A 19663-nucleotide genomic window follows, 5' to 3' on the forward strand; every position below is an offset into this window, starting at 1 on the left:
CTTTGTCATGCCGCGGTCACAAAATGGTCCTATCGTGTTAACCTGTTATTAACCTCCGCGGACGCCGCGTGGGCCATGGGAACCCCTAGCACGCCCTTCCGAAACGACCTTCACGGTCGCTTCCGCGCACGTCTCGTCAGCCAGCTTCGCCACATCACTCCCGTACCTGAGGTTTATCCGATGAACCAAACCCGTCGTCTTCGCCTGTCCAAGCTCAGCCTTGGCCTCGTCGTCGCGCTTGCCGCCGCTCCTGCCTTCGCGCAGAGCACGTCGGCCGGTGTGGGCGGCCTGGTCACCGACAATGGCGGCCAGCCCGTCGCCGGCGCCGAGGTGACCATCACCCACGTCGAATCCGGCACGGTCAGTCGCGCCACCACCGACGAGAGTGGTCGTTACAACGCGCGCGGCCTGCGCGTCGGCGGTCCCTACCAGGTGACGATCACCAAGTCCGGTTCGGGCACCAAGACCGAAGACAACGTGTTCCTGACGCTGAACCAGGTGAACACCATCAATGCCGCGCTGACCGGCGACCTCACCACGCTGGAAACCGTCACCGCGGTCGGCTTCTCCGGTGGTTCGGAAGTCTTCAGCGCGACCAAGATGGGTTCGGGCACCAGCGTCGATCGCGTGACGATCGAGGCCCTGCCGTCGGTAAACGGCAACATCCAGGATTACATGCGCCTCGACCCGCGCGTGACCTTCAGCGACCGTGCCTCGGGCAGCATCACCGCCGGCGGCATGAACCCGCGCTTCAACAAGATCACCATCGACGGCGTGTCGGCCAGCGACACCTTCGGTCTGGAAGGCAACAACATGCCGACCCAGCGCCAGCCGGTTTCGATGGAAGCCATCGAAGCCATCGACGTCAACCTGTCGAACTACGACGTGACGATGTCCGGCGCCGCCGGCGCCAACGTCAACGCCGTCACCAAGTCGGGCACCAACGAGTTCCACGGTTCGGTCTACGGCACGTACCGTGACGGCGACTGGTTCGGCGACTACCCGGGTCGCGTGGCCGGCAGCACGGCGCTCAACGTCACCGGCATGCCGTTCGACGAGTACGACGACGAGTCCACCTGGGGCGTCACCCTGGGCGGCCCGATCATCAAGGACAAGCTGTTCTTCTTCGCCAACTACGAGAAGTTCAAGCAGACCAACATCGGCCCGGCCGGTAAGAGCCAGGGCACCAACCCGCTGGCGGCCGGCAACGCTGACTTCACTGCCGCCGACCTGTCGGAAGTGCAGCGCATCGCACGCGACGTGTGGGGCTTCGATGCCGGCGGCCTGTCGGGCGGCGGCGACACCGAGCTGGAAGAGTACGCGCTGAAGCTGGACTGGAACATCAGCGACGCCCATCGCGCCAGCCTGCGTTACAGCAAGCTCGAACAGAACCGCGTGCGTCCGGAAGCCTCCACCGCCAGCATCCTGGCGCTGAGCTCCAACTGGTTCAACCACGCCAAGACCGTGGAAAGCTACGTCGGCCAGCTGTTCAGCGACTGGTCCGACACGTTCTCGACCGAGTTCAAGGTGTCCTACCGCGACTACTCGGCGATCCGCATCAGCCCGACCACCGCGCCGACCATCCAGGTCTATTTCGATGACGGCATCGTCGGCAACGGCAACGACAACCCGATCGGCAGCACCAGCAACAGCTTCTCCGGTCTGGACGCGATCCGTCTGGGTACCGAGCGCAGCTCGCCGGGCAATGCGCTGCTGACCGAAACGTGGAACTACTTCGGCGCCGCCACCTGGACCGTCGGCGACCACGACTTCAAGTTCGGTGCGGAATACAGCGAAAGCGAGATCTACAACTTCTTCCTGCAGGATTCGTGGGGCAACTACAGCTTCTACGTCCCGCGGGTGAATGGCGCGTCCGATTTCGGCAACCTGCTGCGTGGCCAGTACTTCGACTACGACCTGCAGACCAACCCGACCAATCCCGATGCGATCGCCGCACGCTACAAGAACAAGAGCCTCGGCCTGTTCGTCCAGGACACCTGGTACGTCACGCCGAACCTGACGCTGACTCTCGGCGTGCGCGCCGACAAGCCGAGCGCCAGCCCGAACCCGCCGTTCAACGAGTGCTTCGCCGCGGCGCCGGGCACGGTCAACGCCGCGTGCGGCACGGGCTACACCGGCGGCTTCGGCATCGCCAACAACAACACCTACAACGGCGACTTCATCATCCAGCCGCGCTTCGGCTTCAACTACACCTTCGACACCGAGCGTTCCATGCAGCTGCGTGGCGGCGTGGGCCTGTTCCAGGGTGACGCGCCGAACGTGTGGGTGGGCAATGCCTACAGCAGCACGGGCATGAACTACGTTTCGTACCAGAACCTGAGCGCGTGGCAGACCGTTCCGTTCAGCGCCGACGGCCTGAACCAGAACGTGCCGACCACGCCGGGTGCCGGCGTGCGCAACGTCAACGCCATCAGCAGCGACTTCGAGCTGCCGTCGGTGTGGAAGGCCAACCTGGCGATCGACGTCGAAACCCCGTGGAACGGCATCGTGGCCTCGGCCGAGCTGCTGCTGACGGACGTCAAGAACGGCCTGTTCTACCGCAGCCTCAACGTCGGCCCGGGCTACGTCGGTCCGGACGGCCGCGTGCTGTACTGGAACCCGAACAGCCCGCGTCCGTTCGGCAACACCACGTCAACCGGCGGCATCCAAGGCAACGGCGCGCGTTTCGGCCGCAACACCTACTTCGGTGACGTCTTCCTGCTGGAAAACACCAACAAGGGCAAGGGCCAGCAGCTGACGGTCTCGTTGACCAAGCCGTTCTCGACCGAGAGCGACTGGTCCTGGACCCTGGGCTACACCCGCACCAATGCCGAGGAAGTGTCCGCGCTGACCAGCTCCACCGCCGGTTCGGGTTACGGTTCGCAGCTGGGCGTCAACATCAACGAGCCGACCAGCTCCACCGCGCGCTACGAGATCAAGGACCGCTTCAGCGGTTCGCTGAACTGGACGCACAAGTTCTTCGGTGACTACGCGACCCAGGTCGGCCTGGTCTATGAAGGCCGCAGCGGTCGTCCGTTCAGCTACATCTTCAGCGGCGACGCCAACGGCGACAACCGTACCTTCAACGACCTGTTCTACGTGCCCAATGGTCCGGGCGACGTCCTGTTCGGCAGCCTGAACGCGACCGGCCAGTTCACCGCCAATGCGGCGATGGAGCAGGCGTTCTGGACGTGGCTGGAGCAGCAGGACGGCCTGAGCCGCTACCGCGGTACCTACGCCCCCGAAAACGGCTTCACGTCGGGCTGGGTCAACACCTTCGACATCCGTATCAGCCAGGAGCTGCCGGGCTTCATGAAGGGCCACAAGTCCAAGGTGTGGCTGGACATCCAGAACGTCGGCAACCTGATCAACAAGGATTGGGGCCACGTGCTCGACTACGGCTTCAACGCCAACAACGCCGTGGCGACGCTGCAGGGCATCTACGACGGCAAGTACGTGTACGGCTACCGCTCGGGCACCGAGTTCGGCCAGTCCACCGCGTACGGCATGCCGACCAACGCCGACAGCCAGACCAACGGCATCTCGCAGTGGTCGGTCCAGGTGGGTCTGAAGTACGAGTTCTGATCCGCTCCACAGCGGAACGCGACACGAACGGCCGGGGCAACCCGGCCGTTTCTTTTTGGGCGGACTCCTCACGCCCGCGGGACTGCGCTACAGTCCCGCTCCTTGCGAACGAATGACAGGAATTCCCATGAACCAAACGGCATCGAGGGCGTTGCCGGTGCAGGACGCGCGGATCTATCCGCGTGGTGGCCTGGACGTACTTTCCCGCGCCGAAGTAGCGCGCCTGCGCGACGCGTCCAGCGGCGGCATGCATGAGCTGCTGCGCCGCTGCGCGCTGGCCGTGCTGACCAGCGGCAGCGCGTCCGACGATCCGCGCGCGGCGCGCGATCTCTACCCCGACTTCGACATCCAGGTCCTGCAGCAGGACCGCGGCGTGCGCATCGACCTGATCAACGCGCCGGCGATGGCCTTCGTGGATGGCGAGATCATCCGCGGCGTGGCCGAGTTGCTGTTCGCGGTGGTGCGCGACCTGGCGTACACCGCCATCGAACTCGGTCCCGAGTACGCGGCCGATCTGGAATCCTCGGCCGGCATCACCAATGCGGTGTTCGGCCTGCTGCGCAATGCGCGCATCCTGAAACCCAGTGATCCCAATCTGGTTGTCTGCTGGGGCGGCCACTCGATCTCGCGCGACGAGTACCTCTACACCAAGCAGGTCGGCTATGAGCTGGGCCTGCGCGGCCTGGACATCTGCACGGGCTGCGGACCGGGCGCGATGAAGGGGCCGATGAAGGGCGCGACCATCGCGCACGCCAAGCAGCGCCGCGCCAAGACGCGCTACATCGGCGTGACCGAGCCGGGCATCATCGCGGCCGAGTCGCCGAACCCGATCGTCAATCATCTGGTCATCATGCCGGACATCGAGAAGCGCCTGGAGGCCTTCGTCCGCATCGGCCACGGCATCCTGGTGTTCCCCGGCGGCGTCGGCACGGCGGAAGAGATCCTCTACCTGCTCGGCATCCTGCTGCACCCGGACAACGCGCACCTGCCGTTCCCGCTGATCCTGACCGGTCCGACCATCGCCGCGCCGTACTTCGAACAGATCGACCGTTTCATCCGGTTGACGCTGGGCGATGCAGCGGCCGAGCGCTACGAGATCATCATCGGCGACCCCGTCACGGTGGCGAAGAGGATGGTCGCCGGCATCCGCAAGGTGCGCGAGTACCGCATCGAGCACAAGGATTCGTTCTTCTTCAACTGGGCCGTCCAGATTCCCGAGGACTACCAGCAGCCCTTCGTGCCGTCGCATGAGGCAATGGCGGCCTTGCAGCTGCGCCCGGGACGTGCCGTACATGATCTTGCCGCAGACCTGCGCCGCGCGTTTTCCGGCATCGTCGCCGGCAACGTCAAGGAAGACGGCATGCGCCGCATCGAGGAGTTTGGTCCGTTCGAGATCCACGGTGACGCGGCGATGATGCAGGCGCTGGACGCGCTGCTGCGCGCGTTCGTCGAGCAGCGGCGCATGAAGATCGCGGGCGAATACAAGCCCTGCTATCGCGTGGTGACCTGACGCGCCGCGCTATCCCGCGACGTCCAGTGGCAGGCGGATGGTGGCGGTGTAGAGACCGTCGGCGACCCGCGTGTCCACGCGCCCGCGGCCTTGGGTCGAGGCATGGATGCGTGCACGCACCGAACTGAGACCGACCTGGTGGCCGGCGGCCGCACGGGACGACGCCGGTGGCAGCGAATTGGAGACGGCGACCTGGAGGAAGCCGTCGATCGTGCTGATGCGGATGCTCACGTCCCCGCCTGTCGTCGATGGCTCGATGCCATGCCGGATGGCGTTCTCCGCCAGCGGCTGGATGGAGAGCGTCGGCACCTGCAGTGCGGGCAGTTCGTCAGGGATGTCCCAGGTCAGCCGCAGCCGGTCCCCCAGGCGCAGCTGTTCGATCTCCAGGTAGCGGCGCGCCAGCGAAATATCCTCCGACAGCCTGAGGGACTCGCGTTGCGACAGCGCCGCCCGGAACAGGTCCGACAGGTCGAGCAGCAACTGCTCGGCGAGGTCCGGCTTCGCATGCAGCAGCGAAATGCCGGTGTTGAGCGTGTTGAACAGGAAGTGCGGCTGGATGCGGGCCTGGAGGGCCTGCAGCTTGGCGTGCTCGGCGCTCACGGCCAGCTGTTTGGCGCGCCAGTAGTTCTGGTAGGTCAGCAGTGTCAACAGCCCGACGACCAGCGCGATAGCCAGTGCTCGCAGTACGAAGGACCACTTGCCGTCTGCCAGGTCACCCGGCGTCGCGAACAGACTCCAGGCGGCCAGGGTCACCAGCAGGGTCATGCACAGCAGGATCCCGAGGCAGATCCAAGCCACCGTGGGTGACCGGAGTCGGGCCAAGGGTTGGCGCAGCAGGAAGGTGGTGCACAGCGTGCTGAGGCAGATCCATTGAATGCCGAGCGAAGTCAAGCCGAACTGGATCAGCCGTCCGCCGGATGCGTGGGATGACAGCGCAATGATCAATGCCAGCGCCTCGCCGGCAAGAAGCACCGCGATCAAGGCGACGGGGCGGAACAGGGCGTCGAGCGGGCTGTGGCCGGGCGTATTCACGTGCTGAATTCCGGGCGAGTGGACCTTGGGCGGGCAGTCCATGATGGGTCTTACCACCCAGTCTGTGGAATAGCCCGCTTATCGGGAACAGGTGGCGCGCGCGGCGGGCGCTGAAATAGGTTACCCCTGCCCAATACCCGGGGAAGGGTCATGTCGCGATGTGGTCGGAAATCCAGAGGGCGTCACGCCGCCCGCGGGGTTACCTTGGTCGAACTTGTGGTGACCCTCGCGGTCGCCGCGATGCTGGCGGCCATCGCCATGCCGAGCTTCTCCAGCCTGGTGCGCGGAAACAGGTTGAAATCCTCTGCGAACGAAATGGTCGCGATGCTGCAGACAGCCAAGGTCGCGGCGGTCAGTCGTCGGGCACGTGTTTCGGTCTGTCCCAGCGCCGATGGGGCCAGCTGTGCCGCCACCGCCGGTAATCGCTGGATCGCCCTGATGGTGAAGGATGGTGTCAGTACGGTGCTGCGCGACAGCACGCTGCACGAATCCGTGGTGGTCAAATCCAGCGCAAACCTTTCGGCCGGCAATCACAGGCTCGTGTTCGTGCCCAGCGGTTTCTCTTCGGTGGGTGCCAATGCCAGTGGCACGATCGGCCTGTGCGTGGCGAATCTGTCCGGCAACAATGGCATCGATGTGACGACAAACGTCAGCCGGGTCAGCACGCGGCGGCGAGCGGCGACGGCGGCCTGTACCGGACCCGTGGACAACTGAGGTCATCATGAAACGAGTTCCTTCTTTCGTGGCGCGCCGTTCCCAGCAGGGTGTCGGACTGGTTGAAGTCATGGTCGCGGTTCTGGTGCTGGCGGTCGGCCTTCTGGGCATCGCCGCCATGCAGGCCGTCACACTGAAAAATACGATGGGGTCCGCAAGTCGCTCTCAGGCCGCGATCCAGATCTACTCGATGATGGACATCATTCGGGCCGATCGCGCGAATCTTGGCACCTACAACACCAACATCTACACGGCGGGCGATGGCTCCGGGGATCCGGGAACCATGGCGGGATGGCTGGATGGGTTGAGTGTCAACGTGGCCCCCGACGCGATGGGCAGGGTTGTCTGCAATGCGGACACTATGGTCTGCAGCGTTGGCGTCCAGTGGACCGATGCCAACACCACGGGAGCCAGCGACGAGCCCGTCAACATAAACATCACGAGCCAACTATGACGCATTCGCCAAGACAGGTCGTGGCGGCACAGCGCGGCTTCACATTGATAGAACTGATGGTCGCGTTACTGCTCGGCCTGCTGGTGGTGGCCGCGGCCGGCAGCCTGTTCCTGTCGAACAGCCGTGTGTATGGAGCCAGCGAGTCCATCGGGCGGATCCAGGAGAACCAGCGCAGTGCCTTCGAAATACTGGCGCGGGACATACGCGAGGCCGGGATCAATCCGTGCCTGCGAATCGATGGCGTCAATACGGATATTTTCGGGGTCCAGTTGGCCGCGCCGGACGCCGTGTTCTGGTCGCGATTTGTGAATGGCATCTTCGGGGTTGACGGAACGGGAGCCAACGGCTCCGACGAGATCACCTTGTATGCGGCCAATGGCACCACTTACAGCGTGAGTGAACATAAGCGATCGGGTGATGCCATATCCGTGGGGATCGCCACCTCCGGGATCGCCAACGGTCAGCTTCTGATGATCTGCAACACCGACCATGCGGTCGTGTTTTCGGCAACGGGCGTCACCTCTTCCGGCACCACCATTGGCCACACCGGTACGGCGAACTGCGGTGCGAACTTTACCCGCCCGGGGTCAGGGTCCACGAACTGTACGGCCATGAATGCCAATCCGCGCTACTGCTTCTGGCTGGGGGCGGGCGTGGCGAAAACAGCGGCAGACACGACTGCCTGCCCAGGCGGCATCGGCTCATCGCCCGCATACGTTGTCGCACCGGTCGGAGCAGTGTGGACGGTAGCGGACAACGGGCGAGGCGGCAGCTCGCTCTATCGCACGCTGAACGGTGCACGCAGCGAAATCGCGGAGGGTGTGACCGCGCTGGGGCTGACCTACAAGGTCGGCACCGCAGCGAACTACGTTAACGCGGCGGGTGTCGCCGCGGCAGGTGGGTGGTCCCAGGTCACGGCGGTGCGTGCGCGGATGACCTTCCAGGCGGAACAGGGGGCGCTGAGTCGTGCCGACGTCAGGGGCGTCGACGATGCCGTGCTGACGCGTACGTTGGACGATTACATCGTGCTCAGAAATCATCAGGACATCCAATGATGAATGCACCCATCAGCTACTCTCGCGGCGCCCAGTCAGGCGCGGCATTACCGTTCGTCCTGTTGCTGCTGTTGATCGTGACCATCCTCGGCGTCGCCTCGATGCGGGGCGCCATCATGCAGGAGCGCATGGCATCCAATACCGCCGCGCGAGGCATGGCATTTCAGGTGGCAGAGGCCGGTCTTCGCCAGGCGGAGATCATCGTCCGTGACGGTACCGTCACTTTCCCCGCATCGGGTTGCAGCGCGGGGCGGTGCGCCATGATGGCGGCGCCAGCCACACCAGCCTGGATGGCGACCGGTTTCTGGACCACGGGAGCCGGTTTCCAGACTGGTACCGCAGTCACTGTAGGTTCGGTATCAGTCAGCCCAAGGTTCGTCATCGAAAACTTCGGGCAGGTCACAACAGCTTCATCTGGCGCGGGCGTCGGCATCGACATGGGCAAGCCGCCGCCGTCGGCGGGTGCCACGCAGAGCGTTTTCCGCATCACGTCCTACGCTTCGACGCCCAATGGCGCCGAGGTGGTTCTCCAGTCGTTGTACCGGCGCTGAGGGAGCGCATCATGAAGACGAAGCATATTGTTGCGCCTCGCAAACCCGCATGGACACAGAACCTGGGGGTTGCGGCGGTCACAGCGCTGGTTACGCTGATGGGGCTGCCGGCGCATGCCGTGACCACGTCTTTCCCGGACCATCCATTGCTGACGGGTGGCAACGCCATTCCGCCGAATCTTCTCCTGATCCTGGATGATTCCGGGTCGATGGAATCGGCGGTGATGCTGGCGAACGGTAGAAACAGAGAAACGACCGAACTCAACGACGACGTTTCGGATCGTTCCTATGTCACCAATACGCTCTATTACGATCCGAGAAACACATACCTGCCCTGGCGTACGTCCAGTACCGATCTGAGTGCTCGGCTTGCCTCAGCGAACTTCAGGTCAGCGGCCAGTAGCTACACCAGTCCGACGGCCAGTACAGTGGACCTCCGGAGCGCAACGAACGAGAACGGCGTTCCAGAGTCGTACTTCTATGTCCCCAGAGTGGCCAACCCGGGCACGACGGCGAGCAACTACGACAAGTATCGGATTGGCACTTCAAGTTCGTCCACGAGCTGGAACAGTGGCGCTGTCCAGAAGTTGACGGCTTCAACCCTGCTCGGCCCCGCGACCATTTCATCGATTACGAGAAACAACTGGTCCACGTGTTTCGTCGTGAATACGAATGGCGCTGATAGCGTTACGATCCAGACGTCAGGCGGATCGGGCGATGGCGATCTGTCCGTCTATACGAGGCGGTCCGATTGCACCAGCACTGTCAGCACCAGCGCTGGCGGCACTAACAGTGAGAGCATCACGATCGACTCGCCGCAAGCGACGATCAGCTTCAGGATTTATGCGTACTCCGAAGTAAGGAATATCAGCTATACGGTCACCTCTGTTGGCTGGCCGGATATGACGCCCAGTGGAAACACCAGTGCCTTGCAGCAAGCGGAATTGCAGAACTTCGCCAACTGGTACCAGTACCACCGTACGCGCAACAAGATGGCCAAGGCCGGTGCTTCGGAAGCATTCGGGCGACTGGGCAAGAATTACCGCGTGGGCTACGACACCATCTGGAACAGGGGCGGCGGTACGGCCAACACAGGTGGTAGCGCGCCCGCGCTTCCTATTCCGTATGCCACGGGAGGGGGACTGTTCGAAGGCACCAATCGCACCACGTTCTACAGTCGGCTTCAGAATACCGGCGCAAGCGGCAGTACACCGCTGAAAGGGGCGCTGCAGCGTTCGGCACGCTATTTCATGACCGACGACCCCTGGAAAACGGACTCTTCGGGCGCGATGATGACCTGCCGGCAGAACTACGCCATCCTGACGACGGACGGCTACTGGAACAGCGATTCCGGCTATAACAATGTCGGGAATGCGGATGCGTCCACCAGTCGCGATGTCGATGGCAATCCACCGCAGTATCCGGACAGATATTCCGATACCGTAGCCGACGTTGCCTACAGGTACTGGAGTACGGACTTGCGTGCCGATATGGCCAACAATGTCCTAACCAGCACGTCAGATCCGGCGGACTGGCAGCACATGGTCACCTTCGGCGTGTCCATCGGTCTGCAAGGCACACTGAATCCGGAGAATCCGCCGCCATCACCCTGGAACGTTGACCCGATCAACAACAGCGGCGCGCAGCGTATCGATGACCTGTGGCATGCATCGCTCAATGGTCGCGGCAAGTTTGTGGTTGCGAGCAACAGCGACAAGTTCGCCGAGGCACTGACAGGCGCGTTGGCTGCCATCGATTCGCGCAGTGCTTCCGGTTCCAATATCGCGTCCAGCTCGACCAAGACCGACACCACTACGTTGACCTTCGTGGCCGGTTTCACTTCGGGCACGTGGGTGGGCGACCTGATCGCCAGTCCGTTCAACGCCGCGCTGACGGGCGTTTCCACCACGCCAGACTGGGTCCTGTCGCAGACATTTGCGACGGGCCGTGCCAACGCCAACTTCCAGAACCGTACCGTGCTGACCATGAAGAGTGGCGCGGCATCGCTGTTCAACAGCGCCATGACGGGTGCTGGCGATCTGGCGGCGCGCACCGGTCAGGCGGATGCCGCCACGGCCGACGAGAACATCACGTATATCCGAGGCGGCCAAAGCAAGGAAGTCGGCCAGGTCGGTGGAACGCTGCGCAGGCGCGCCTATCCGATTGGCGACATCGTGAATTCTTCGCCGGCGTATGTGGAAGATACCAAGACGGTTTACATCGGGGCCAACGACGGCATGCTGCATGCCATCAATGCTAACAGCGCCGATACCGCCAACCGCGGACAAGTGCTGTTTTCCTATCTGCCGAAGGGCATCGACTACACCGCGTTGGCCAGCCTCAGCGCCACGGCTTACGAGCATCGTCATTTCGTCGATGGGCAGATCGATGTGACCAGCCGGGCCATGCAGGGGAGCAACAAGAACATCCTGGTCGGGGCGCTGGGGCGTGGTGGCCGCGGTGTGTTCGCGCTGGACGTGACCACGCCGACCGCTATGGGGACGAGCAACGTCCTCTGGGATCAGACGGTCAGTCGGGCAACGGCCAACGATACGACCGAACCCAATATGGGGTTCGTGCTCGGGCGTGTGCTGATCCGGAATGGCAACGGCGGCAAGACCTACGCCTTCGTTCCCAACGGTATCGACAGCCCGAACGGTTCGGCGACGCTGTTCGTCTACGAGTTGAACGCCAATGGCGGCATCGCCAGCACCACCCGGCTCGTGGCCGACAATTCCGGCGGCAATGGCTTGATGTCGCTGGGCATGGCGGACCTGAATGGAGACGGCAAGGTGGACACGGTCTACGGCGGCGACCTGAAGGGTAATGTCTGGCGCTGGGACTTCAGCGCGGCCACGCTGCCTACCAGTGCGGTGAAGCTGTTCCAGGCCATGGACGCGGCGAACAAGCCGCAGCCGATCACCGGCGGTCTGGCGGTGGGGCGCAGCAAGGCGGGAGAGATCTTCGTCGGTTTCGGTACCGGTCGCTTCCTGTCGAGCAACGACATGCCCGGGGTCGCCACGCAGACGGCGCAAACTCTCTACGGCCTGAAGGACAGTGGCAGCACGATTGCCGGCCGGGCCAATCTGCAGGCGCGTACCATTCCCTATTCGGGAACGACGGCATCGGGGGCCGCAGCACGTGGTTTCGAGAATTACTCGGTGCTGCAGTCTGGCAAGCAGGGTTGGTACATCGATCTGACGGCACCGGAGCGCGTGATCTCGTCGCCTACGGTCTACGGGACGGCGATGTATGTGTCTTCGGTCATCCCTCCGACCGGCAGTGATTGCAACAGCTCGGCAGGTAGTGGTTTCCTGAATGCCCTCAATCTGTTCACCGGTACCAGTCCCGAGGTGGGGGGGTACTTCAGCAACAACGGGCGGATCGGCGATGGTGTTGTGGGCTCGGTCGGTATCAGTGGCGGCATGCCCACGGAAGCGAACGTGACCAGCAGTCTGGCGACGGTCGGCACTGGCGCTTTCAGCTCGGAAAATGGTGGTGCGGGCAATACCGAAAGCCAGGGAATCGAGCCGCCCGCAGGTGGTCGTGCTGCCCGCGTCAGTTGGCGTGAGGTGATGGCGCAATGACAAGCACGGAGCGTGTGATGCAACGGAAGAACAGAGGATTCACCCTGATCGAGCTGATGGTCGTGGTGGCCATCCTGGCGATCATCGCGTCCATCGCCTATCCCAGCTATATCGATTTCGTCGTGAAATCGAGGCGATCCGCGGGGGCTGCGTGCCTGATGGAGTTGTCGCAGTTCATGGAGCGCTACGCGTCCACCAACATGGGCTATGCCGGGGCTGCATTGCCGAATGCGGCATGCACGACGGAGCTGGCCAGCCACTACGTGTTCGCTTTCTCTGCGGGCCCGGATGCGACGTCCTATACGCTGGCCGCCACCCCGCAGGGACAGCAGTCGAGCCGGGATGGTGAGTGTGGTGTCCTGAGTACGAACCAGCGGGGCACGAAGTCCGTTTCCGGATCCTATTCGGGGACGCCCGCGAAGTGCTTCTGAGAGCTTCGCTCCCGCGCTGAATCTATCGGCGAAGCACTACAACGACAAAGGCCGCGATCACTCGCGGCCTTTGTCGTTCTTGAATCTGGCGCCCGAAGTTGGACTCGAACCAACGACCCCCTGATTAACAGTCAAGTGCTCTAACCGGCTGAGCTATTCGGGCGGGGCGCGTATTGTAGCCAGCGATTCGGGCTGGGACAAGCCTCGGGAGGCAGAGGGTGCGCCATGAGGAGCCTGGCCCCCGTAGGTCTGGAATCAACACGGCGTCGTCAGGTTGCCGCGCATGGCGCGTGCGCGGCCTGTATTGTTCAGTATGACGCTGTTGGCCACGCGCCCGTTGTAGCAGATCCGGATGGTCAGGTTGGCGCCGTAGCTCATGCCGGTAGGCTGGTAGCGGACATGTCGGCGTCCCTCGGTGGAGACCACGCGGATGCTCGGGGTGTCGGGCACGGTCTCGTTCCGGTAGATGTCGTTGCCATCGTCTGGATCGCGGTTCCCGTCCGGATCGCGAAAGGACAGCCAATGGCCTCCCCAGTCGGTGTCCTGCCTGCAGGTGCCGCCGCCATCGCTCGGACATACCACGACCGGCACATTGTGGCTGATGGCGGTCATCCGGGCCGAAGCCAAGTGGGACATCAGCAGATTCGTCACCGCCTTGGCCTGTTGACGGGATCGGAACTCTCGCATCGACGGCAGGCTGATGGCGACCATCAGCGCCAGGACGGACAGGGTGACTGAAAGCTCCACCAGCGTGAAACCATGCGCGGGTGCAGCGGGGCGTGCAGGACTTCCTCGACGGGAAGACGAAGGCATCCATGCAATCGACGACTCCTTGAATTGAACGGGACGTGAGCAGGTTCGGCCGGAGGCTGCGACGCAACCATCAGGTCAGGCCTTGTCCGCGTGTAGGAGTTTGCCTGTCCGGCGCTCACATCCGCGGGGATATACTGGAATGTCGATGACCAATCCCCCTGCGATGACTGACCGTTTCCAGCTCGTTTCCCCCTATTCCCCGGCCGGCGACCAGCCGCAGGCGATCCGGAAGCTCACCGAGAATTTCGAGGCGGGTCTGGCGAAGCAGACGCTGCTGGGCGTGACGGGCTCGGGCAAGACCTACACCATCGCCAACGTGGTGCAGCAGGTGCAGAAGCCGACCCTGATCATGGCGCCGAACAAGACGCTGGCGGCGCAGCTGTATGGCGAGTTCAAGGCGTTCTTCCCGCACAACGCGGTGGAGTACTTCGTCAGCTATTACGACTACTACCAGCCCGAGGCCTACGTGCCGTCGAGCGATACCTTCATCGAGAAGGACAGCTCGATCAACGAACACATCGAGCAGATGCGGCTGGCGGCGACCAAGACGCTGCTTTCGCGCCCGGATGCGCTGGTGGTGGCCACCGTATCCGCCATCTACGGCCTGGGTGCGCCCGAAGACTATCTGTCGCTGCGGCTGATCCTGTCGCTGGGCGAACGGATCGATCAGCGCGAGCTCATCCGCCACCTGACCCAGCTGCAGTACACCCGCAACGAGTACGAACTGCAGCGCGGCACGTTCCGCGTGCGCGGCGAGATCATCGATGTGCACCCGGCGGAAAGCGATGCCGAGGCCGTGCGCATCGAGCTGTTCGATGGCGAGGTCGAGGGACTCAGCCTGTTCGATCCGCTCACCGGCGAATCACTGCGCAAGTTGCAGCGCTACACCGTCTATCCCAAGACCCACTACGCCACGACCCGCGAACGGGTGCTGGCGGCGATCGACACCATCAAGGTCGAGCTGAAGGAGCGGCTGGAACAGCTCTATTCGCAGAACAAGCTGGTCGAGGCGCAGCGGCTTGCGCAGCGGACCCAGTTCGACGTGGAGATGATGGCGGAAGTCGGCTTCTGCTCCGGCATCGAGAACTACTCGCGCCATCTGACCGGCAAGGCGCCGGGCGAGCCGCCGCCGACGTTGTTCGACTACCTGCCGGCGGACGCCTTGCTGGTCATCGACGAGTCGCACGTGACCATTCCGCAGATCGGCGCCATGTACAAGGGTGATCGCTCGCGCAAGGAAACGCTGGTGGAGTTCGGCTTCCGCCTTCCCTCGGCGCTGGACAACCGGCCGCTGCGTTTCGAGGAGTGGGAGGTCCGTTCTCCCCGCAGCATCTATGTCTCGGCGACGCCAGGTCCGTACGAGTTGCGCGAATCCAACGGCGAGATCGTCGAGCTGGTGGTGCGTCCCACCGGCCTGATCGATCCGGAGGTGGAGATTCGCCCCGTCGGTACCCAGGTCGATGACTTGCTGTCGCAGATCAACGAGCGCGTGGCGTGGGGCGATCGCGTGCTGGTCACCACGCTGACCAAGCGCATGGCCGAGAACCTGACCGAGTACCTGGGCGAACACGGCATCAAGGTCCGTTACCTGCACTCGGACGTGGACACCGTCGAGCGCGTGGAGATCATCCGCGACCTCCGGCTGGGCAAGTTCGACGTGCTGGTCGGCATCAACCTGCTGCGCGAGGGTCTGGACATGCCGGAGGTGTCGCTGGTGGCGATCCTCGACGCCGACAAGGAGGGATTCCTGCGCTCCACCGGTTCGCTGATCCAGACCATCGGCCGCGCCGCGCGCAACCTGCGCGGCAAGGCGATCCTGTACGCCGACAAGATCACCCGCTCGATGCAGGCGGCGATGGACGAGACCTCCCGCCGGCGCGAGAAGCAGGTGGAGTACAACCTCAAACACGGCATCACGCCGAAATCCGTGGCCCGTCCTATCGTGGACATCCTGGAGGGCGCCCGCAGCGAGGCGGCCAACGAGGGCAAGTCCGGGCGAGGCAAGTCGCGCCGGGTGGCCGAGGAGCCTGCCGAGTACGGGGTGATGGATCCGGCCCAGGCGGTGGCCCGCATCAAGGCGCTGGAGCAGCAGATGTACCAGCACGCGCGCGACCTGGAATTCGAGGATGCGGCGCGCCTGCGCGACCAGATCCAGCGACTGAAGGAAGCCAGCCTGGGCGGTTGATCGACCTGATCGCATGACCCGGTTGTCGACGACCCCGCTTCCGGGCTAGAATTCGCGCCCCTGCAAAGGGCAGACCGGGCGGTTAGCTCAGCGGTAGAGCACTACCTTGACATGGTAGGGGTCACAGGTTCGAACCCTGTACCGCCCACCACGCTTCCACAGCGTGGATTCCGGACTTCTGGGGCCAGCCCGATGCGCCATCTTCATCACGAGGTGGCCCGCGGCAACGCCGGCCGAGCGTGCGACATGAGCACTACCATCGCCTGAACCCGGTAATGCCCGAGGCACTGCATCCCGTAGGCGCCCTCGTGGCGCTTTTTTCATGTCCGTTTCCCTGCCAGGCCGCCCCGAGCGCCGGCGCCCCTCCAGATCGAGTCCGCACCCGATGATCACCATCACGCTCCCCGACGGCAGCCGCCGCGAGTTCGAGAACCCCGTTTCCGTCATGCAGGTGGCGCAGTCCATCGGTGCCGGCCTGGCCAAGGCCACCGTCGCCGGTGCGGTCGACGGCGTGCTGGTCGATGCCAGCGACGTCATCGACCACGACGCTGCGCTGCGCATCATCACGCCGAAGGACGAGGAGGGCGTCGAGATCATCCGCCACTCCTGCGCCCACCTGGTCGGCCACGCGGTGAAGCAGCTGTATCCGGACGTGAAGATGGTCATCGGCCCGGTCATCGCCGAGGGCTTCTACTACGACATCTACAGCGAGCGCCCGTTCACGCCGGAGGACTTGGCGGCGGTCGAGCAGCGCATGCAGGAACTGATCGCGCAGGACTACGACGTCATCAAGAAGATGACGCCACGCGCCGAGGTCGTGGAGGTGTTCAAGTCCCGTGGCGAGGACTACAAGCTGCGCCTGATCGACGACATGGGTCCGGACGTCACGGCGATGGGCCTGTATTACCACCAGGAATACGTCGACATGTGCCGCGGCCCGCACGTGCCCAACACGCGCTTCCTGAAGGCGTTCAAATTGACGCGCATCTCCGGTGCCTACTGGCGCGGTGACGCCAAGAACGAACAGCTGCAGCGCATCTACGGCACGGCTTGGGCCGACAAGAAGCAGCTGGAGGCCTACATCCAGCGCATCGAGGAAGCCGAGAAGCGCGACCACCGCAAGATCGGCAAGCAGCAGGAACTGTTCCACCTGCAGGAAGAGGCGCCGGGCCTGGTGTTCTGGCACCCGAAGGGCTGGGCCATCTGGCAGGTGGTCGAGCAGTACATGCGCAAGGTCTACCGCGACAGCGGCTACCAGGAAGTGCGCTGCCCGCAGATCCTCGACGTGGCCCTGTGGAAGAAGTCCGGCCACTGGGACAACTACAAGGAAAACATGTTCTTCAGCGAGTCGGAGAACCGCACCTACGCGGTCAAGCCGATGAACTGTCCGGGCCATGTGCAGGTCTTCAACCAGGGCCTGCACAGCTATCGCGACCTGCCGATCCGCTACGGAGAGTTCGGCGCCTGCCACCGCAACGAGCCGTCTGGCGCGCTGCACGGCATCCTGCGCGTGCGCGGCTTCACCCAGGACGATGGCCACATCTTCTGCACGGAAGACCAGATCGAGGCCGAGGTGACGGCGTTCCACCAGCAGGCGCTGAAGGTCTACTCGGACTTCGGCTTCGAGGACATCCAGATCAAGATCGCCCTGCGCCCCGAATCGCGCCTGGGCGACGACGCCACCTGGGACAAGGCCGAGGCCGCCCTGCGCGCCGCGCTGCGCAGCTGCGGGGTGGAGTGGCAGGAGCTGCCGGGCGAGGGCGCGTTCTACGGCCCGAAGATCGAGTACCACCTGAAGGACGCCATCGGCCGGACCTGGCAGCTGGGCACGATGCAGGTCGACTTCATGATGCCGGGCCGCCTGGGCGCCGAGTACGTGGACGAGAACAGCCAGCGCCAGCATCCGGTCATGCTGCACCGGGCCATCGTGGGCTCGATGGAGCGCTTCATCGGCATCCTGATCGAGCACCACGCTGGTGCATTCCCGTCCTGGCTGGCCCCCCAGCAGGCGGTGGTGATGAATATCACCGACGCCCAGGCCGATTATGTGGCCGAAGTCCGGAAAACCCTTGCAAATCAAGGCTTCCGGGTGGTGGCCGATTTGCGGAACGAGAAGATCGGCTATAAGATTCGCGAGCACACGCTGCAGCGGGTGCCTTACCTGCTGGTGGTCGGCGACCGCGAGAAGGAAAATGGCGCCATCGCCGTGCGTACGCGTTCCGGTGAAGACCTGGGCAGCATGTCCGTTGCCGCTTTCGCCGAACGTTTGCGTAACGAGCACGCCGCGCAATAATTGGTTCCGGCCCCTCGCGGTCCGGCACACCCCTCCCTGGAGACTGCAACATCAGCATCCCTGACAACAAGCAAAACCGTAAGAACCACGAAATCCGCGTGCCGCGGGTACGCGTGATCGGTTCCGATGGCGAGATGATCGGCGTGCTTTCGCGCGACGAAGCCCTGGCCAAGGCGGAAGACGAAGGCCTGGATCTGGTCGAGATCCAGCCCAACGCCGAGCCGCCCGTCTGCAAGATCATGGACTTCGGCAAGTTCAAGTTCGAAATGCAGAAGAAGGCCAACGAGGCCAAGAAGAAGCAGAAGCAGGTCGAGATCAAGGAACTCAAGTTCCGCCCCGTCACCGACGAGGGCGACTACCAGATCAAGATGCGCAACATCCGCCGCTTCCTTGAAGAGGGCGACAAGGTCAAGGTCAACATCCGCTTCCGTGGCCGCGAAATGAGCCACCAGGAGCTGGGTCGCGAGATGGCCGCGCGCATCGAGGCCGAGCTGGGCGACGAGATCGTCATCGAGTCCCGGCCGCGCCTGGAAGGTCGCCAGATGGTCATGATGATCGCGCCGAAGAAGAAGTGATCCCGCCGCCTCCGGGCGCAGGATCGACGGAAGGCGCCGCAAGGCGCCTTTCCCGTTTCCGGCCCCAGTCCGGGGCTAAGTGGCCGGATTTGCAAGAAAAAACGGCAGCGGGCATAATACGCGGCCCGGTACGCCGGGAGGCTGTTCGCAGCCGATGGACCCGTCGCAGGTTCCGCTCTGGAATCAACGACTTACAAGCCGATATGGGCATGGATGGAAAGTGTGGCCCTCGTGGTCGCCGCCCGGATCAGTGACATAAACCCGTCAAGGACATAGCAATGCCCAAGATCAAGACCCACCGGGCGGCGGCGAAGCGTTTTCGCAAGACCGCATCCGGCAAGTTCAAGGCTGGCCACGCCAACCGTAGCCACATCCTCACCAAGAAAGCGACCAAGCGTAAGCGCGGCCTGCGTGCGACGAATATCATTCGCGCCGAGGACAGCGGCCGTTTGAACCGCATGCTTCCCTACCTCTGAGGACTGAGACATGGCACGAGTTAAGCGTGGCGTGACGGCGCGTCGCCGTCACAAGAAAGTCCTTCACCTCGCCAAGGGCTACTACAACGCCCGTCGCAAGGTATTCCGCGTCGCCAAGCAGGCGGTGATCAAGGCGGGTCAGTACGCCTACATCGGCCGCAAGCAGAAGAAGCGCAACTTCCGTTCGCTGTGGATCACGCGTATCAACGCGGCCGCCCGTCTGAACGGTCTGAGCTACAGCCGTTTCATGAACGGCCTGCTGAAGGCTGGCATCACCCTGGACCGCAAGGTGCTGGCGGACATCGCCGTGCACGATGCGACCGGTTTTGCGGCCCTGGCTGAAAAGGCGAAGGGCGCACTCGCGGCGTAAGCCGCGTCTCCACCGTAAAGCACTCCGGCAGT

15 protein-coding genes and 2 tRNA genes are annotated in these 19663 nt (G+C 63.7%); 14 read left to right on the forward strand and 3 right to left on the reverse strand.

Features of this window, described 5'->3' with window-relative positions:
- The first annotated feature begins 180 nt into the window (after positions 1 to 180).
- Entirely contained in the window at positions 181 to 3585 is a 3405-nt protein-coding gene (locus tag ACSQ1W_RS02945) for a TonB-dependent receptor (RefSeq protein WP_436041594.1), read from the forward strand.
- Between the two features lie 127 nt (positions 3586 to 3712).
- Entirely contained in the window at positions 3713 to 5095 is a 1383-nt protein-coding gene (ppnN, locus tag ACSQ1W_RS02950) for a nucleotide 5'-monophosphate nucleosidase PpnN (RefSeq protein WP_436041595.1), read from the forward strand.
- Between the two features lie 9 nt (positions 5096 to 5104).
- Here ppnN and ACSQ1W_RS02955 read toward each other — a convergent pair whose 3' ends face one another.
- A complete protein-coding gene (locus ACSQ1W_RS02955) occupies positions 5105 to 6127 on the reverse strand; it encodes a sensor histidine kinase (RefSeq protein WP_436041596.1) in 1023 nt (340 codons plus the stop codon).
- A gap of 150 nt (positions 6128 to 6277) precedes the next feature.
- On the opposite strand from ACSQ1W_RS02955, the gene ACSQ1W_RS02960 reads away from it, so the two are divergent.
- Genes ACSQ1W_RS02960 through ACSQ1W_RS02985 form a run of 6 tightly spaced genes read left to right on the forward strand, consistent with a single transcriptional unit; the run spans position 6278 to position 12919 of the window.
- Positions 6278 to 6841, forward strand: a complete 564-nt coding sequence (locus ACSQ1W_RS02960) for a GspH/FimT family pseudopilin (protein ID WP_436041597.1) — start codon at positions 6278 to 6280, stop codon at positions 6839 to 6841.
- A 7-nt stretch (positions 6842 to 6848) separates the two neighbouring features.
- A complete protein-coding gene (gene pilV / locus ACSQ1W_RS02965; protein WP_436041598.1) occupies positions 6849 to 7295 on the forward strand; it encodes a type IV pilus modification protein PilV in 447 nt (148 codons plus the stop codon).
- The gene (locus ACSQ1W_RS02970; RefSeq protein WP_436041599.1) at positions 7292 to 8350 is read left to right on the forward strand and encodes a PilW family protein; all 1059 of its coding nucleotides are present in this window, start codon (positions 7292 to 7294) and stop codon (positions 8348 to 8350) included. Before pilV ends, ACSQ1W_RS02970 begins: the two co-directional genes overlap by 4 nt.
- The gene (locus tag ACSQ1W_RS02975; RefSeq protein WP_436041600.1) at positions 8350 to 8901 is read left to right on the forward strand and encodes a pilus assembly PilX family protein; all 552 of its coding nucleotides are present in this window, start codon (positions 8350 to 8352) and stop codon (positions 8899 to 8901) included. The genes ACSQ1W_RS02970 and ACSQ1W_RS02975 overlap by 1 nt, the downstream gene beginning before the upstream one ends.
- A gap of 11 nt (positions 8902 to 8912) precedes the next feature.
- Positions 8913 to 12488 carry a pilus assembly protein gene (locus ACSQ1W_RS02980; RefSeq protein ID WP_436041601.1) on the forward strand — a complete coding sequence of 1192 codons (3576 nt, stop codon included), beginning with the start codon at positions 8913 to 8915 and terminating at the stop codon, positions 12486 to 12488.
- A 17-nt stretch (positions 12489 to 12505) separates the two neighbouring features.
- On the forward strand, positions 12506 to 12919 hold the full coding sequence (locus ACSQ1W_RS02985; RefSeq protein WP_436041602.1) for a type IV pilin protein: 414 nt from the start codon (positions 12506 to 12508) through the stop codon (positions 12917 to 12919).
- Between the two features lie 86 nt (positions 12920 to 13005).
- Here the strand turns inward: ACSQ1W_RS02985 and ACSQ1W_RS02990 are convergent.
- Together ACSQ1W_RS02990 and ACSQ1W_RS02995 are read right to left on the reverse strand one after the other, a co-directional pair.
- A tRNA-Asn gene (locus tag ACSQ1W_RS02990) sits at positions 13006 to 13082 on the reverse strand.
- Positions 13083 to 13174: 92 nt separating this feature from the next.
- Positions 13175 to 13732 (reverse strand): GspH/FimT family pseudopilin, encoded by a 558-nt coding sequence (locus tag ACSQ1W_RS02995; protein ID WP_436041603.1) that lies wholly within the window; start codon positions 13730 to 13732, stop codon positions 13175 to 13177.
- A 163-nt stretch (positions 13733 to 13895) separates the two neighbouring features.
- Here ACSQ1W_RS02995 and uvrB point away from each other — a divergent pair, with 163 nt between their 5' ends.
- The 6 genes from uvrB to rplT all read left to right on the forward strand — a co-directional run bounded on the left by uvrB (position 13896) and on the right by rplT (position 19631).
- The gene (gene uvrB, locus ACSQ1W_RS03000) at positions 13896 to 15917 is read left to right on the forward strand and encodes an excinuclease ABC subunit UvrB (RefSeq protein WP_436041604.1); all 2022 of its coding nucleotides are present in this window, start codon (positions 13896 to 13898) and stop codon (positions 15915 to 15917) included.
- 76 nt (positions 15918 to 15993) lie between these two features.
- Positions 15994 to 16068 (forward strand) — tRNA-Val (locus tag ACSQ1W_RS03005).
- A 234-nt stretch (positions 16069 to 16302) separates the two neighbouring features.
- The gene (gene thrS, locus ACSQ1W_RS03010; protein ID WP_436041605.1) at positions 16303 to 18210 is read left to right on the forward strand and encodes a threonine--tRNA ligase; all 1908 of its coding nucleotides are present in this window, start codon (positions 16303 to 16305) and stop codon (positions 18208 to 18210) included.
- A 50-nt stretch (positions 18211 to 18260) separates the two neighbouring features.
- Positions 18261 to 18785, forward strand: a complete 525-nt coding sequence (infC, locus tag ACSQ1W_RS03015) for a translation initiation factor IF-3 (protein WP_343227287.1) — start codon at positions 18261 to 18263, stop codon at positions 18783 to 18785.
- A 278-nt stretch (positions 18786 to 19063) separates the two neighbouring features.
- On the forward strand, positions 19064 to 19261 hold the full coding sequence (gene rpmI / locus ACSQ1W_RS03020) for a 50S ribosomal protein L35 (RefSeq protein WP_014160066.1): 198 nt from the start codon (positions 19064 to 19066) through the stop codon (positions 19259 to 19261).
- A gap of 10 nt (positions 19262 to 19271) precedes the next feature.
- Entirely contained in the window at positions 19272 to 19631 is a 360-nt protein-coding gene (rplT, locus tag ACSQ1W_RS03025) for a 50S ribosomal protein L20 (RefSeq protein ID WP_056878215.1), read from the forward strand.
- The last annotated feature ends 32 nt before the right edge of the window (positions 19632 to 19663 follow it).

It is taken from the genome of Pseudoxanthomonas sp. LjRoot143 (assembly GCF_964252945.1).
Classification (GTDB): Bacteria; Pseudomonadota; Gammaproteobacteria; order Xanthomonadales; family Xanthomonadaceae; genus Pseudoxanthomonas_A.

Excerpts from the sequence above, each read along its gene's own strand:
- ACSQ1W_RS02945 (WP_436041594.1), top strand. The coding sequence starts at position 181 with ATGAACCAAACCCGTCGTCTTCGCCTGTCCAAGCTCAGCCTTGGCCTC.
- ppnN (WP_436041595.1), top strand. The coding sequence starts at position 3,713 with ATGAACCAAACGGCATCGAGGGCGTTGCCGGTGCAGGACGCGCGGATC.
- ACSQ1W_RS02960 (WP_436041597.1), top strand. The coding sequence starts at position 6,278 with ATGTCGCGATGTGGTCGGAAATCCAGAGGGCGTCACGCCGCCCGCGGG.
- pilV (WP_436041598.1), top strand. The coding sequence starts at position 6,849 with ATGAAACGAGTTCCTTCTTTCGTGGCGCGCCGTTCCCAGCAGGGTGTC.
- ACSQ1W_RS02970 (WP_436041599.1), top strand. The coding sequence starts at position 7,292 with ATGACGCATTCGCCAAGACAGGTCGTGGCGGCACAGCGCGGCTTCACA.
- ACSQ1W_RS02975 (WP_436041600.1), top strand. The coding sequence starts at position 8,350 with ATGAATGCACCCATCAGCTACTCTCGCGGCGCCCAGTCAGGCGCGGCA.
- ACSQ1W_RS02980 (WP_436041601.1), top strand. The coding sequence starts at position 8,913 with ATGAAGACGAAGCATATTGTTGCGCCTCGCAAACCCGCATGGACACAG.
- ACSQ1W_RS02985 (WP_436041602.1), top strand. The coding sequence starts at position 12,506 with ATGCAACGGAAGAACAGAGGATTCACCCTGATCGAGCTGATGGTCGTG.
- ACSQ1W_RS02995 (WP_436041603.1), bottom strand. The coding sequence starts at position 13,732 with ATGCCTTCGTCTTCCCGTCGAGGAAGTCCTGCACGCCCCGCTGCACCC.
- uvrB (WP_436041604.1), top strand. The coding sequence starts at position 13,896 with ATGACTGACCGTTTCCAGCTCGTTTCCCCCTATTCCCCGGCCGGCGAC.
- thrS (WP_436041605.1), top strand. The coding sequence starts at position 16,303 with ATGATCACCATCACGCTCCCCGACGGCAGCCGCCGCGAGTTCGAGAAC.
- rpmI (WP_014160066.1), top strand. The coding sequence starts at position 19,064 with ATGCCCAAGATCAAGACCCACCGGGCGGCGGCGAAGCGTTTTCGCAAG.
- rplT (WP_056878215.1), top strand. The coding sequence starts at position 19,272 with ATGGCACGAGTTAAGCGTGGCGTGACGGCGCGTCGCCGTCACAAGAAA.